The sequence below is a fragment of the Actinoplanes siamensis genome (genome assembly GCF_016862395.1).
Taxonomy (GTDB): Bacteria; Actinomycetota; Actinomycetes; order Mycobacteriales; family Micromonosporaceae; genus Actinoplanes; species Actinoplanes siamensis.
Map to the genome: position 1 here is coordinate 172,496 of NZ_BOMW01000021.1, position 13,547 is coordinate 186,042.

Annotated in this window: 13 protein-coding genes; 8 read left to right on the plus strand and 5 right to left on the minus strand. The window is 71.6% G+C overall.

The genetic code is table 11. The annotated features are described in order from the left end of the window. Positions 1-83: 83 nt before the first annotated feature. The 4 genes from Asi03nite_RS12005 to Asi03nite_RS12020 all read left to right on the plus strand — a co-directional run bounded on the left by Asi03nite_RS12005 (position 84) and on the right by Asi03nite_RS12020 (position 4,913). On the plus strand, positions 84-1,589 hold the full coding sequence (locus Asi03nite_RS12005) for a DUF6461 domain-containing protein (RefSeq protein WP_203679025.1): 1,506 nt from the start codon (positions 84-86) through the stop codon (positions 1,587-1,589). Positions 1,590-1,691: 102 nt separating this feature from the next. Beyond that, positions 1,692-2,510: an SAM-dependent methyltransferase gene (locus Asi03nite_RS12010; RefSeq protein ID WP_203679026.1), complete on the plus strand. Its 819-nt coding sequence runs from the start codon at positions 1,692-1,694 to the stop codon at positions 2,508-2,510. Between the two features lie 71 nt (positions 2,511-2,581). Then, positions 2,582-3,406 (plus strand): hypothetical protein, encoded by an 825-nt coding sequence (locus Asi03nite_RS12015; protein ID WP_203679027.1) that lies wholly within the window; start codon positions 2,582-2,584, stop codon positions 3,404-3,406. Positions 3,407-3,716: 310 nt separating this feature from the next. Continuing rightward, the gene (locus tag Asi03nite_RS12020) at positions 3,717-4,913 is read left to right on the plus strand and encodes a prolyl oligopeptidase family serine peptidase (RefSeq protein ID WP_203679028.1); all 1,197 of its coding nucleotides are present in this window, start codon (positions 3,717-3,719) and stop codon (positions 4,911-4,913) included. A 49-nt stretch (positions 4,914-4,962) separates the two neighbouring features. On the opposite strand, the gene Asi03nite_RS12025 is transcribed toward Asi03nite_RS12020, so the two are convergent. The 3 genes from Asi03nite_RS12025 to Asi03nite_RS12035 all read right to left on the minus strand — a co-directional run bounded on the left by Asi03nite_RS12025 (position 4,963) and on the right by Asi03nite_RS12035 (position 7,738). Continuing rightward, positions 4,963-5,886 carry a hypothetical protein gene (locus Asi03nite_RS12025; protein ID WP_203679030.1) on the minus strand — a complete coding sequence of 308 codons (924 nt, stop codon included), beginning with the start codon at positions 5,884-5,886 and terminating at the stop codon, positions 4,963-4,965. A 257-nt stretch (positions 5,887-6,143) separates the two neighbouring features. Then, the gene (locus Asi03nite_RS12030; RefSeq protein ID WP_203679032.1) at positions 6,144-7,313 is read right to left on the minus strand and encodes a zinc-dependent alcohol dehydrogenase; all 1,170 of its coding nucleotides are present in this window, start codon (positions 7,311-7,313) and stop codon (positions 6,144-6,146) included. Continuing rightward, positions 7,310-7,738, minus strand: coding sequence for a hypothetical protein (locus Asi03nite_RS12035; protein WP_203679034.1), 429 nt, complete (start codon positions 7,736-7,738; stop codon positions 7,310-7,312). The genes Asi03nite_RS12030 and Asi03nite_RS12035 overlap by 4 nt, the downstream gene beginning before the upstream one ends. A gap of 282 nt (positions 7,739-8,020) precedes the next feature. On the opposite strand from Asi03nite_RS12035, the gene Asi03nite_RS12040 reads away from it, so the two are divergent. The 4 genes from Asi03nite_RS12040 (at position 8,021) to Asi03nite_RS12055 (ending at position 12,563) form a co-directional block, all read left to right on the plus strand. Further along, positions 8,021-8,758: an SDR family oxidoreductase gene (locus Asi03nite_RS12040; protein ID WP_203679036.1), complete on the plus strand. Its 738-nt coding sequence runs from the start codon at positions 8,021-8,023 to the stop codon at positions 8,756-8,758. 7 nt (positions 8,759-8,765) lie between these two features. Beyond that, positions 8,766-9,464, plus strand: coding sequence for a histidine phosphatase family protein (locus tag Asi03nite_RS12045; protein ID WP_203679038.1), 699 nt, complete (start codon positions 8,766-8,768; stop codon positions 9,462-9,464). Positions 9,465-9,739: 275 nt separating this feature from the next. Further along, a complete protein-coding gene (locus Asi03nite_RS12050) occupies positions 9,740-10,909 on the plus strand; it encodes an LLM class flavin-dependent oxidoreductase (RefSeq protein WP_203679040.1) in 1,170 nt (389 codons plus the stop codon). A 22-nt stretch (positions 10,910-10,931) separates the two neighbouring features. Next, on the plus strand, positions 10,932-12,563 hold the full coding sequence (locus Asi03nite_RS12055; RefSeq protein ID WP_203679042.1) for an NAD(P)/FAD-dependent oxidoreductase: 1,632 nt from the start codon (positions 10,932-10,934) through the stop codon (positions 12,561-12,563). 25 nt (positions 12,564-12,588) lie between these two features. On the opposite strand, the gene Asi03nite_RS12060 is transcribed toward Asi03nite_RS12055, so the two are convergent. Both Asi03nite_RS12060 and Asi03nite_RS12065 read right to left on the minus strand, forming a co-directional pair. Continuing rightward, positions 12,589-13,128, minus strand: a complete 540-nt coding sequence (locus Asi03nite_RS12060; protein ID WP_203679044.1) for a hypothetical protein — start codon at positions 13,126-13,128, stop codon at positions 12,589-12,591. 92 nt (positions 13,129-13,220) lie between these two features. Further along, positions 13,221-13,547, minus strand: a 327-nt coding sequence (locus Asi03nite_RS12065) for a YciI family protein (protein WP_239102630.1), incomplete at its 5' end; no start/stop codon positions are given.

Below are 13,547 nucleotides of genomic sequence, written 5' to 3' on the forward strand. Positions count from 1 at the left end.
GGCCGGAGGAGGCCGCCGTCGTCATCGGGCCGGCCTGCCTTGAATCGACTCCGGGACACTCTGACAAAACGTACGGTGGCGAGGTGGGGGACGAGGCGGCGGAGTACTACGACCGGATGCTGGTGGACGCCGAGTGGGGCGAGGCATTCTGCCTCACGCTCGCCCGCGGCCTCGACGACGCCGCGCTGATCACGGCCTTCGGCGGCGACCCGGAGAAAATGCTCCCGCCGGCCGATCTCGCGCAGATTCTGGACAATTTCCGGTACGGCGAGGAACCCGCCACCCTGATCGTCGGCCGGGTCGGCGACTGGCACCTCGGCATCGAGATCAATGGCGGTCAGGGTGTCCGCTCCGAGGTGCTGCGTCGGGTGGCCGCGGCCGGCGACGGCGTCGCGCTGAGTGTGTACCGCGACGTGAGCGGACGGTCCCAGTTCACCTACGTCAGCGACGACCGGACGCAGGTGGAGCTGGACCAGATCCGGCCGGAACGGCGCTCCGGAGCGGCCCCCGGCCTGCTCGACGCGCTCCTGGTGGGGCTGCCGTTCGGGCACGACGAGGACATCATCCCGGAGGCGGCCGGGCTGGCCCTCGCCGAGCGGATCACCGGCGTACGGCTGCCCTTCGATCTCATGGAGCAGGACCTTCCCGGAGTCATCCTGAACCTGGTGCCGGACGACCTCGTCCCGGAGGCCGGGCGCGGCCTGGCCGCGCTGGACGACCCGTTCATCCGGCGGATGCTGGCCGCGCCGACGCCGGAGAACGTGCCGGCGATGCTGGCGTTCCGCACCCGGCTGATCGCCGAGGACGCGCAGCTGGCCGGCGAACGGGCGGTCCGGCAGGTGCTCGAGGCGCTGGACGCCGGCCGGGCGCCCGCGCCGGAGCTGCGGACCCCGTTGCGGGTGCTGCACGAGCGGCTCGCCGGTGATCTGCAGGCGATGAACGCGGTGCAGGACATCGCGGCCGCGGCGTTCCCCGGGGACGGGGACGACCCGGCGCAGCGGTTGGGTACCGCGTACGCGGTCCAGGACAGCGACCGCAGCCTGCAGGCGGTCGTGCTGCGGCGGTGTGCCCTGCACGCGCTGCGGTCCTCGATCGTCGTGCGGCCGGCCGCGCCGCCGCCGGTGACCGCCATCCCGGCGCCGGCCGGCTACGCAGCGGTGGCGGGTGAATTCGCCGCCTGGCCACCGGCGAAGCAACGCACAGTGACCCGCTGGCTGGCCCGCCGCGCGTTCGAGGTCGCCGGCCTGGACACGCTCGACTGGGCCCGCCCGGCGCTGGAGGCGCTGGACCGCGGTGACCCGCTGCCGTTCCCGGACCGGCGCGCGGTGTTCCGGCTGATCTCCGCGGCGGCGCTGGTGACCGCGACCACCGGCCTGCCGCTGGACCAGCTGGAACACCGCCTCACCGACCAACAGCGCGCCGAGCTGCGGGAACGCATCGACCGCGCTCCCCTGGCGGTGATCACGATCTTCAACACCATGGACCCGGACCCGGCCAGGGCGCTCGCCGACACGTTCGCCACCGCGCTGGAGACGTTCGACGGGCGCACCGAGGATCTGCTCACCGACCTGCGCGCCCAGTTCTGCTGATCACCCACCGTTCATCGGCGGACCCCGGGTCCGGTCCACTGCGGACGTGCCGATCGGTATTACGATGCGTGCGGATCTTCGGCTCGGTTTGAGGAGGCGTCGGTGGCTGACCGGCGGAGTGCACTGGATCGGATCGACACCACCGTGGCGCATCCGGCCCGGCGCTACAACTACCTGCTCGGCGGCAAGGACAACTTCGCCGCGGACCGGGCCTCGGCCGACGCCATCGAGAAGGGCATGCCGACGATCCGGCTCGCCGCCATGGAGAACCGGTACTTCCTGCAGCGGGCCGTGAAGTTCCTGGCCGAGCGAGGCATCCGGCAGTTCCTGGACATCGGCACCGGCATCCCGACCGCGGACAACACGCACGAGGTCGCGCAGCGGATCGACCCGGCGGCGCGGATCGTCTACGTCGACAACGATCCGATCGTGCTGACCCACGCCCGCGCGCTGCTGACCAGCACGCCCGAGGGGGTCACCGCGTACATCGACGCGGACCTGCGCGAGCCGCGGACCATCCTGGACGATCCGGAGGTCCGCGCGACGCTCGACTGGACGCGGCCGATCGCGGTGATGTTGGTCGCGGTGCTGCACTTCGTCCGCGACGACGAGGACCCGCAAGGCGTCGTCGACACCATCCTGGACGCCCTGCCGCCGGGCAGCTGGGTGGTCGCCTCCCACTCCACCTGGGAGTACCTGCCGGCCGAGGCGATCGAGCAGCTCGAGGCCGCGAACGGCGACGGGCGTTTCCAGGCCCGGACGGGCGAGCAGCTGGGCCGGCTGTTCAGCCGGCTGGACCTGATCGAGCCGGGCGTGCAGTCGGTGGCCCGGTGGTGGCCGGAGGAGGCGTCCCAGCCGCGTCCCTCGATCGAGGACGTCGCGTTCAACGCGATCGTGGGGCAGGTCCGCGCCCGCGGGTGAGGTCTGTTGGCGGCGCGCCAACGAAACGGTACCGTCCTCGGGGATCTGATCGATGCGCCCCGAGGAGACGCGTGAAGCCGCCCGCCAACTGGCCCAACATCTCGGACTACTGGCCGGATACGCCTGTCGTGCGTCGCCGGCGGCGGCCGGCGCTCCTCACCGGGCTGCTGGCGCTGTTCGTGATCGGCGGGTCGGTGGTGCTCGCCCGCCCGCTGGCCGATGCGGAGATCCGGCAGCGGGCGTCCGGGCCGGTCATCATCCCCCCGGAGTCGCCACAGGCGGTCATCTCCCTGCAGCCGAGCCCGCCGGCGCCCCGGCCGCTGCCGACGACGCCGGTCCGAGCCTCCCCCTTGCGGGGACGGTTCGAGGTGGTCACCGGGCTGACCGATCTGGTGGTACGGACGGCCCGGCTGGACGATGCGGACTTCCGGGTCAGCGGGCCGGCCGAGGGCGCGTTCACCGGCGGCGTGCTGCGGGTCAGCGCCCGGCCGGGTGACGCCGGCCCGGTCGAGGTCCTACTCAGCGACAGGCGCATCTGGCAGCTGCGGACCGGGGCGGGGACCAGGTCGGTCGCGCTCGACCTGAGTGCCGGCGCGGTCAACCGGATCGACCTGAACGGTGGCGCGGAGCGCATCGACATGACGCTGGGCCGGCTGAGCGGCACGGTGCCGATCCGGATGGCCGGCGGCGTGAGCATCTGGCGGATCGTGACCGCCGTCCAGGTCCCGGTGCGTGTCCAGGTGGCCAGCGGCGCCGGTGACGTCGCGCTCTACGGCCAGCACTCGGACGGGACCGCAGCGGGCACGACGGTGCGCTCCGGCGACCTCGACGCCGCCCCGGGACTCGACATCGTCGCCGCCGGCGGCCTGGGCACCCTCGAAGTCACCCGCAGCTGACCACCGGCGTCAGCCACCAAGCAGACACCTCGCAAGCCGGCCCGCGGTCGACACGACGCACGCACGCCCCGCGCGGCACGGTCCTCACCGGACGTGGCCTGGTCCTTCGTCGGCCGGAAGGCGGTCGGGCGGTTCGGCCGGCGGTTGCGCGCGGACCTGAAGAGCGGCGCCCGGCAGGCACGATGCGGGGCACCCTGCGGTCGCGGCCCGGAGTTTCCGGACTCGCTGCGGCTGCTGGCCGGACAGCCATGATGTTGCATGCGGTTTTCCCCGGCGTTACGTTGCATGCATCGACGATTGGAGATGTCTCATGGCCATCAGTCGACGCGGCCTGCTGGCCGCCGGCGCCGGAACCGCCGCCGGGCTGGCCCTGTCGGGGACCGCCCGGGCCGCCACCACCGGCAGCGTCGGATTCCGGCTCGACGCGGTGACCCTCGACGGCGGCGAGCAGGTCGTCTCGGTCACCCTGGACACCGCACGGCTGGCCCCGCACAGCGTCAGCACCGGCACGTTCAGCGTCCACGCCACGGCGACGAGCCCGATTGCCGACCCTGGCGGGTACGACCTGGACCGCCCGGTCACCGCCGCCCGGGTGGACCACCGCGGCAACATCGTGCTCGATCTGGGCTACGCCGAGGGCCAGGTCGGCGGCGGCACGCTCGGCTACCTCGGGAGCCGGGGCCGCAACGTCCGGCTCGACCTGGATTACACGATCACCCAGAACGCCCCACTGCCGACCCGGAACGGCCCGGTGACCATCCCGGCGTTCGTCCAGGGCCGGCTGGCCAACCCCGAGGTCGACGCGTTCAGCCACCACATCTCCCGCTCGGGCCTGAAGTACCGGCTGTTCTCCCCGCCGCGCCGGGGCCGCCGGCCGCTGATCGTCTGGCTGCACGGCGGCGGCGAGGGCGCGTCGCTGCCGGACGGCTACTACGACAACGAGACCACGCTGCGCGCCAACCGCGGCGCGCTGGGCTTCGCGACCCCGCAGGCCCAGCAGATCTTCGGCGGAGCGTACGTGGTGGCCCCGCAGAGCACGTCGTACTGGATGGCGGACGGCGACCGGTTCGCCCCGCTGATCCGGGAGATCATCGCCGAGGTGTGCGCCCGGCGGGCGGTCGACCCGGACCGGATCTACGTGGCCGGGTGCAGCAACGGCGGCTACATGAGCCTGAAGATGACCGCGGTGTACCGTTCGCTGTTCGCCGCCTCGGTCCCGGTCTGCGGCGTGGTGGCCGGGGACCCGCCGCTGATCCCGGACGCCGAACTGGCCGCGATCGGCACGCCGACCTGGCTGATCGCCTCCCGGGACGACGACACCGTCGATCCGGGCGCCAACTCGGTGCACGCCCACGAGCTGATCCCACGGTCCCTGCTCACTCTGTACGACCAGGTGGTGTGGAACGGTCACCGGTTCCCGGGCCACTGGTCCTGGATCTACCTGGCCCGCAACGACCCGGCCGTGCACGGCACCCACATCTGGCAGTGGATGGCCCGCCGCCGATGACGGCAACGGCCCCGATCCTTCGATCGGGGCCGCTGCGGTCCGGCGAGGACTACTCGGCGACAGTGATGGTGAAGGTGGCGATGTTGGCGCCGCCGGTCTGCGACGGGCCCTGCTCCAGCCTCACCAGCGTCGAGCCGGTGCCGAGCGAACCGATCGGGGTGTCGGCCGGCGCGGTCAGGACCCACTCGAAGGTGCGCTCCTGGCCCTCGGCGATCTGGCCACCGGCCACGGAGCAGGCCTCGCTGGAACCGCCCGGCGGGACCGGCAGCTCGCCGCCGCCGACGCAGACCTCGCTCGGGAAGATCTCCGGCCAGCCGTTGACGCCGGCCGGCGTGGCGATCTCGGCGCCCAGACCGCGGTGCGGGGCGTCGCCGTTGCTGCGGACGGTGACCGGCACCGCGCCCAGGAAGGTGCCGTCCTGCTGACGGGTCAGGGTGACGTCGCCCGCGGTCACCGCCAGCTTCGGCTCGGTGTCCGGCACGTACGGCGCCGGGTTGGTGAGCTTGCCGCTGGTGGAGCGGAACACGGTGGCGAACTCGGCGGTGGCGCCGGCCACCTCGACGGTGCCGCTCTGCGTGGCCGCCTGCGCGAACGCCTGCGGCTTGGCCGGCGAGCGGAAGGTCACCGTGACGGTGCCGTTCGCGCCGGGCTGGATCGCGTTGTCGAGATTGCAGTAGGCGATCGTCCGGTTGTCGCCGGTCGCGCCGAGCCCACAGCCGGACGCGCCGAGGAACTGGTCGAACGTGCTCTCGATCGGCTCGGTGATGGCGATGTTGCCCCTCACCGGCTCGCTGGTGCGGTTCTTGACGGTGATCCGGATGCTGCCGCTGTGGCCGAACTGGCCGGGCTCCAGGATCAGGCGGTTGACGCTGACGGTCACGCCGGCCGGGGCCGCCTGGGCCGCGGCGGCGCCGCCGAACAGGACGGATCCGGCCGCGAGCGCGACGGCGCCCGCGCGCAGGACTGTGCGCATGGTTGTCTCCTCATATCGACACCCCGTGAGCCGGGTCGACGAGCCCGGCAGATCGATCGGTGATCACCATAGCGACGGCCGTCGACGGAAGCAGCCCCGGTGTCCGATCAGGACGAGACGTTCATCTGAGGAGCCGTGCGGCACGCGGACCTCGACCGTGTCGAGGCGCGGTGCGGGGCCGACCCGTTCGCCGACCAGGTCGCCCTGGTCGGGCAGGATCGGCCCCGGCAACGACCGGCCACCCGGCCGGCGGTCGATCAGGGCAGGAAGACGGCGCGGACGCAGCCGTCCTCCTTCTCCTTGAACATGCGGTAGCCCTCCGGCGCCCGGTCCAGCGGCAGCACGTGCGTGGCCAGGTGCTCGGTGACCAACTCACCCTTGGCCATCCGGTCCAGCAGCATCGGGATGTACCGCTGCCCGTGCATCTGCGCGCCGCGTACGGTCAGGCCCTTGTTCATCAGGGCGCCGAGCGGGAACTTGTCGACGAACCCGGCGTAGACGCCGAGCACGAACACCGATCCGCCCTTGCGACAGGCGTGGATCGCCTCCCGTACCGCGATCGGGCGGTCGGTCTGCAGCCGCAACTGCTGCTTGATCTGGTCGTACGCGAACTGCGCTCCCGGCGCGTGGGCCTCCATGCCGACCGCCTCGATGCACACGTCCGGGCCCCGGCCGCCGCTGCGCTCGCGCAGCTCACCTCCCACATCTGTCTGCTCGTAGTTCAGCGTCTCCGCGCCGATGTGCTGCTCCACCTGTTGCAGCCGGTTCTCCAGGCGGTCGATGACGATCACCCGGGCCGCGCCGAGCAGCGTCGCGGCCCGGGCCGCCATCTGGCCCACCGCCCCGGCGCCCCAGACCGCGACGACGTCGCCCGGCTTGACCCCGCCCAGGTCGGCGCCCATCCAGCCGGTCGACGCGGAGTCCGAGGCGAACAGCGCGCGCTCGTCGCTGACCGCGTCCGGCACGGTGAACGCGCCGACGTCCGCGAACGGCACCCGGATGTACTCCGCGTGACTGCCGGCGTTGCCGCCCATCGCGTGCGAGTAACCGAAGCAGCCGCTGGGCGCGTGTCCCCACAAGGTCTCGGTGATCGCCGGGTTGGTGTTGCCGTTCTCGCAGAGCGAGTACAGCTTCTGGTCGCAGTACCAGCAGTTCCCGCAGGAGATGAAGGACGAGACGACCACCCGGTCGCCGACCCGGTGGTTGCGCACGTCCGGGCCCGCCTCGACGATCTCGCCGAGGAACTCGTGCCCGAGCACGTCGCCCTTCTCCATGAACGGGATGTAACCGCCCAGCAGGTGCAGATCGGAACCGCAGGTGACCGTCCGGGTCACCCGGACGATGACGTCGCCGGGATTGCGCAGTTCCGGGTCCGGCACGGTGCCGACTGCCAACTTGTTGACGCCCTCCCACTGCAGCGCTCTCACAGCAGTCCCCCTTCCCGGCCGTGCTGGGTGGCCATCTGCAACGGCCGGTTCAGCAGTGTCGGCCTGGTGGTCGGCGGGCCGGACGGCAGCAGCACGTCACCGGTCTCGATCAGCGATTGTGTCTCGCGCAGGGCACGCCGCACGTGGCCGTCGGTGACCGTGGCGTTGTCCCGGATGCGGACCGCGATCTCCGTGCCGCGACCGCCGGGCGCCTCCGCCAGCGTGATTTCCAGCTGGTCGGCGATCTCGCTGAGCGAGCCCGGCAGCTGCGTCGACTCCAGCTCGAAGCGCGGTTTGAACACTGTCACGACATGCCGTCGCCGCGCGGCCGGCCTCCTGGCGCGGCGTCGCTTGACGGCCACCGCCGCGGCCGCGCCGGCCGCGATCGGCGCGGCCGTCAAGAGCAGTTTTCCGGTACGATTCATCGACCTCCCCTTTCGTTGGTCAGGAGGTTCGTGTACCACCGGAGTCCCCGGCTAAACCCGCGGCGCGCTCGTAGGCGGTCCGGCCTGCCCAGCGGCCCGCGCGTGCGGCGTACGCAGCACCGGCGAGCGCCGGCCCCCGGATTGATCGGACTGGCCGAGGCGCCCCGCACCGCGCGTCCGGCGCCCGGCGGGCGGTCAGGTCGATGCCACGTCGATGTCGCCGGGGATGATCGCCGGCATACCCGCGACAGTACGCGCGGCCTCCTGCCTTACCGTGTCGGCATGGAACGTGGAGTCGTGCTGATCACCGGCGCCAGCGCCGGCCTGGGCGAGGAGATGGCCCGGCAGTTCGCCGCCCTGGGCTACGACCTGGCGCTGTGCGCCCGCCGCATCGACCGCCTGGAGGTGCTGCGCGACGAGCTGGCTCCGCGCCGGGTGTTGGTCAAGCAGCTCGACGTCACCGAGGACGACGCGGTCTTCACCGTGTTCGAGCAGTTCGCGGCCGAGTTCGGGCGGATCGACCGGGTGATCGTCAATGCCGGCCTGGGCAAGGGCGCCCCGCTGGGCACCGGCCGCTTCGACGCGAACCGGGCGACCGCGATGGTGAACTTCGTGGGCGCGCTGGCCCAGACCGAGGCGGCGCTGCGGATCTTCCGCGAGCAGCGGCGCGGCCACCTGGTGCTGATCTCGTCGATGTCCGCGCTGCGCGGCATGCGCCGGTCGATGACCACTTACGCGGCGACGAAGGCGGGTGTGGCGGCGATCGCGGAGGGTCTCCGTTCCGAGCGCATCCCGGGAGTCGACGTCTCGGTGATCTATCCGGGTTACATCCGCTCGGAGATGAATGAGCGCGTCCAGCAGAAGACCAGATTCATGACCGACACCAGATCGGGTGTACGGGCCATGGTGGCGGCCATCGAGAAGCGCAGCCCCAAGGCGTACGTCCCGGCCTGGCCGTGGGTTCCGATCGGGGCGGCGATGCGCGTGCTGCCGCTCTCCGTCGTACGGCGAATGGTGTGAGTGGCTCGTGGCCCGCCTGTTGTTGATCCGCCACGGTCAGGCGTCGTTCGGCGCCGAGGACTACGACGCGCTCTCGGATCTCGGTCACGAGCAGGCCCGGGTGCTGGGCCGGGTCCTGGCCGCCCGGGGTGTCCGGCCGGCCCTGGCGCTGCGCGGGACGATGCGCCGCCACGAGGAGACCCTGGCCGGGATCCTGGAGGGGCTGGGCGCCCGGATCCCGGTGGTCACCGACCCCGGCTGGAACGAGTTCGACTTCCAGCACGTCGTCGAGATCCACCGGCCGCACTACCGGGACCGCGCCGCGATGCTGGCCGAGCTGGCCGGAACGGACCGTCCGGACCGGGCGTTCCAGGAGGTCTTCGACGCCGCGACGCTGCGCTGGTGCTCCGGCGACCACGACGCCGACTACATCGAGCCGTTCGCGGACTTCCGCGGCCGGATCACCCGGGCGCTCGCGCAGGCGGCCGCGCTGCTGCGGCGCCACCGCGACATCCTGGCGGTCAGTTCCGGCGGCCCGATCGCCATGGCCGCCGCCCTGCTCACGACCGGACCGGACGGTCCGGCCGCGCTGTGGGCCGCGCTCAACCGGGTCTCGGTCAACACCGGCGTCACCAAGGTGATCTCCGGCCGCGGCGGGCTGTCGCTCTCGACGTTCAACGAGCACACCCACGCCGAGAGCGACCCCCGCCTGCTGACCTACCGCTGAGTCAGCGGCCGCGGCTCGACCCCGTACCCCGGTAATCGAACGAAACGACCCGGAAGCGGTCCTCGAAGCGGGACCGCAGGCGGCCAGGAGGCCCGATCCACGCCGGGACGGCCGCATACCCACGCCGGGACGGCCGCATACCCCGCGGCGGCGGGGCGGATCGAACGATCACGGTCACCGGACTGCATACACCAGCGTCAAAGTCTACAGTGGGCCTATCCGTGCAGGCAGGGGGCATCACATGAGGTTGGGCACGGCATGAGGGTGGGCACGGCATGAGGTTCGGGGCGCTGGTCTTCCCGTTCCACAACCCGATGGAGGACCCGACCCTGCAACTGGAGGGCGACCTGGCCCTGGCCGAGCTGTGCGACCGGCTCGGCTACGACGAGTTCTGGTTCGGCGAGCACCACTCGGGCGGCTGGCAGATCATCGCCTCGCCCGAGCTGATGATCGCCGCGGCCGCCCAGCGCACCCGGCGGATCCGGCTCGGCACCGGCGTGGCGACGCTCTCCTACCATCATCCGTTTCTGCTGCTGGATCGGATCATTCAGCTGGATCACCTGACCCGCGGGCGGCTGATCTTCGGGGTCGGCTCGGGCGCGTTGCCGCTGGACGCCAGCACCATCGGGCACGACCCGATGCAGGCGCGCCGGATGATGGCCGAGTCGCTGGAGGCGATCACCGCGATGCTGCGGTACGACGGGCCGGTCACGCGCACCACCGACTGGTTCCGGCTAGAGAAGGCGACCCTGCACCTGCGGCCGTACCAGTGGCCGCTGGACATCCGGGTCGCCGCCTTCAAGTCGCCGGCCGGCCCCCGACTGGCCGGCCGGTTCGGCGCCGGCATCATCTCGTTCGGCGCGTCCGCCGCGATCGGCACCGGCTCGGAGAACCCGCTGCGCACCACAGCGGAGATCGCCGACGCCGAGGCGCACCAGGTGGGGCTGCAGTTCGACAGGAGCCGGTGGTCGGTGATGAGCCTGATGCACGTCGCGCCCACCGAGGCACAGGCGCGGGCCGAGGTGCGGTGGGGCATCACCTCGTACATCAAATTCGTTCGTCAGATCCTCCCGATTAACGTCCCGGTCGATCTGGACGACCCGGATGCCGTCGTGGACGTGCTGACGACCACCGGCAACGCCGTGATCGGCACGCCTGAGCAGGCGATCCGGCACATCGAGCGGATGTGGGAGCTCAGCGGCGGCTTCGGCACGTTCCTGATCGAGCAGTCGGACATCGCCGACCCGGACGCCACCCGCCGGTCCTACGACCTGTTCGCCCGCCGGGTGATGCCCTACTTCACCGCGTCGACCTGGCCGCGGATCAGGGCGTACGAGGCCGAGCTGCAGTCCGGCGGCATGACCCGCCGGACGATGGCCGCCGCTCAGGCGAAGGCCGGCGTCGAGTACCACCACGAGGTCGCCGAGCGGCGGAGGGCGACGTGAGAGCCAACCGGAAGGATCAACGATGGACGTCGACGTGACAGTTCTCGGCAGCGGCATCGGCGGGAGCACGGTGGCCGCGATCCTCGCCCGCCTCGGCGTGTCGGTGGCGATCGTGGACGCGGCCAGGCATCCACGGTTCGCCCTCGGCGAGTCGACGATCGGTGAGACGTCGTTCCTGCTCCGCCTGCTCGCCGCCCGTTACGACGTACCGGAGTTGGCACACGTGTCGACCAGCGGCGGCATCCTCGAGCACGCCAGCCGGCGGTGCGGCATCAAGACCAACTTCGGGTTCGTGTACCACCGGGAGGACCAGGAGCACGATCCGTTCGAGGTCACGCAGTGCAGCGTCTCGGAGGGACCGTTCGGTCCGGAGTCGCACCTGATGCGCGCCGACATCGACAAATACCTCTTCGAGGCGGCCGTCCGGTATGGCGCGACCGCCCGGGAGGGGGTCCGGATCCAGTCCGTGGACATCCGGCCGGACGCCGCCGTCGTGGCGCTCGACAACGGCGAGTCGATCCGCAGCGACTACGTGATCGACGCGACCGGGCGCACCTCGGTGCTGGCCGACGCGTTCGGGCTGCGTGAACAGCCGTGCCGGTTCGAGACGAACTCGCGGACGATCTTCACGCACCTGCGCGGGGTGGTGCCGTACGACACGGTGGAGGAGTCCAGCGGCCAGCCCAACCTCTGGCACGAGGGCACCCTGCACCACCTGTTCGACGGCGGCTGGATGTGGGTGATCCCGTTCGACAACCGGCCGGGCAGCGAGTCGGACCTGGTCAGCGTGGGCCTGAACCTGGATGCCGACAGGTACCCGAGGCGCGAGGGCGTCACCGCGGAACAGGAGTGGTCCGAGTTCCTCGACCGGTTCCCGGCGATCAAGCGCCAGTTCGCGAACGCCACCCCGGCGTTCCGCTGGATCTCCACCGGCCGCACGCAGTTCTCCTCGTCGCGCACGGTGGGCGACCGGTGGGTGCTGATGAGCCACGCGGCCGGCGCGATCGACGCCCTGTTCAGCCGCGGGATGGCGAACACGATGGCGGTGATCGAGGCGTTCGTGCCGCGGTTCCTGGACGCCCGTGCGGCCGGCGACTACTCGGCGGCCCGGTTCGCGTACCTCGACACGCTGAACCAGAGCATCCTGGACAACAACGACAAGCTGATCGCCGGGTCGTACATCGCCTTCCGCGACTTCGACCTGTGGCGGGCCTGGTCGAAGATGTGGTACCTGGCCTGGAACCTGGGCGTGATCCGCGTCGCCGGAACGTACTACCAGTTCCTGGAGAACGCCGACCCGGCGCTGCTGGACCGCCTGCACCAGGGGCCGGTCCCCGGCTCGTTCTGTCCGGATCTGCCCAGCGCGCAGGAGCAGTTCGACGCGTGCTTCGAGGTGATGCGCCGGGTCCGCGGCGGCGCCCTGTCGCCGGCCGACGCGGTGCCGGAGCTGGCCTTCATCCTGGGCGACGGCGAGGCGTCACCGTCGCCGCTCAACCTGCACGACGTGCTGCGCCGCTGGCACGACGGGTCGACGGAGACGCAGCGCCTGATCTACCAGTGGGGCCGGACGGCGGCACCGGCCGCGCTGCGCCCGTACTTCGACTACGACCGGACCACCATCGCCAAGGCCGCCGAACTGGTCCGATCGGTGTAGCCCGGGTCAGCGCCGGCCGGGAAGCCTACGCCGGCCGCTCGTCGGGGACCGGCATCGGCACGGTTTCCGGCTTCTTGAGGTCGGGCTCGTCCTGCAGGTCGATCGGGCGCTCGATCACGGGCTGCTTCGGTTCCGGTTCTCGGGGCTGTGGCTTCTCACTCATGCCCGGCGTGTACCCGCTCTGGGCGCTGATGAACTGGTGCAGCTTGACCCATTCGGTCTCGAAGAGCGCCCCGTACACCCGGGCGTCGTCGATCAGGTCGCGGGCCCGGACGTGGTCACCGACGAGGAAGGCGGCGCTCGCCGCGGCGTTGGCCCGCCGCCCCTCGGCCCGCAACTGGTCGATGGTCGGCCCCGCCACCTGCGGCAGCCCTCTCTGCGCGACCTGCTGCCGCAGCCACTCCCGCTCCGGCTCGGTGGCGTCGGCCAACTCGAAGACGTACGACAGGCAGTCCCCCGCCACGTCCCGATAGGCCGGCGCCCACCGCTGCAGGGTCAGCAGCAGTTCCCGCTGCCGGATCCTCGTCCGCCGTTGCTGCAGATCATTCTCGGCCACCGCTGTCACCGGGCCTCCCCCAACCAGAAGATCAATTCACTGACGGCGGCGGGAAATTCCCCAGTTCCCGACCCGCAAACGGCACGCGCGTAACGGTCGGATCACGACCCCGCCGGGGCCGGTAGCAGGAATTCCAGCCGGGGGTCGGCCATGCCCGGCGCGATCTCGAGGATCTCGGCGTCGACGACCCGGTGGATCACGAACGGGTCCGCCGCCACCCGCCGGCGCACCTGTGACAGCGACAGGTTGTGCACCAGCACAGCGCCCCCGAGGCCGGGCTGAATGCCACCGGCCAGCAGGAACACCTGATCACGGAGACCCTGCTCGATCCACTGCCGGTGGCCGGCCAGGTGCTCCCCCGCGGCGGCCCTGTTCTCGGCGAACCGGAGCAACACGATGAACATGCGATTCCTCTCTGCGAGCTGATG

Excerpts from the sequence above, each read along its gene's own strand:
- Asi03nite_RS12020 (WP_203679028.1), top strand. The coding sequence starts at position 3,717 with ATGGCCATCAGTCGACGCGGCCTGCTGGCCGCCGGCGCCGGAACCGCC.
- Asi03nite_RS12025 (WP_203679030.1), bottom strand. The coding sequence starts at position 5,886 with ATGCGCACAGTCCTGCGCGCGGGCGCCGTCGCGCTCGCGGCCGGATCC.
- Asi03nite_RS12035 (WP_203679034.1), bottom strand. The coding sequence starts at position 7,738 with ATGAATCGTACCGGAAAACTGCTCTTGACGGCCGCGCCGATCGCGGCC.
- Asi03nite_RS12040 (WP_203679036.1), top strand. The coding sequence starts at position 8,021 with ATGGAACGTGGAGTCGTGCTGATCACCGGCGCCAGCGCCGGCCTGGGC.
- Asi03nite_RS12050 (WP_203679040.1), top strand. The coding sequence starts at position 9,740 with ATGAGGTTCGGGGCGCTGGTCTTCCCGTTCCACAACCCGATGGAGGAC.
- Asi03nite_RS12055 (WP_203679042.1), top strand. The coding sequence starts at position 10,932 with ATGGACGTCGACGTGACAGTTCTCGGCAGCGGCATCGGCGGGAGCACG.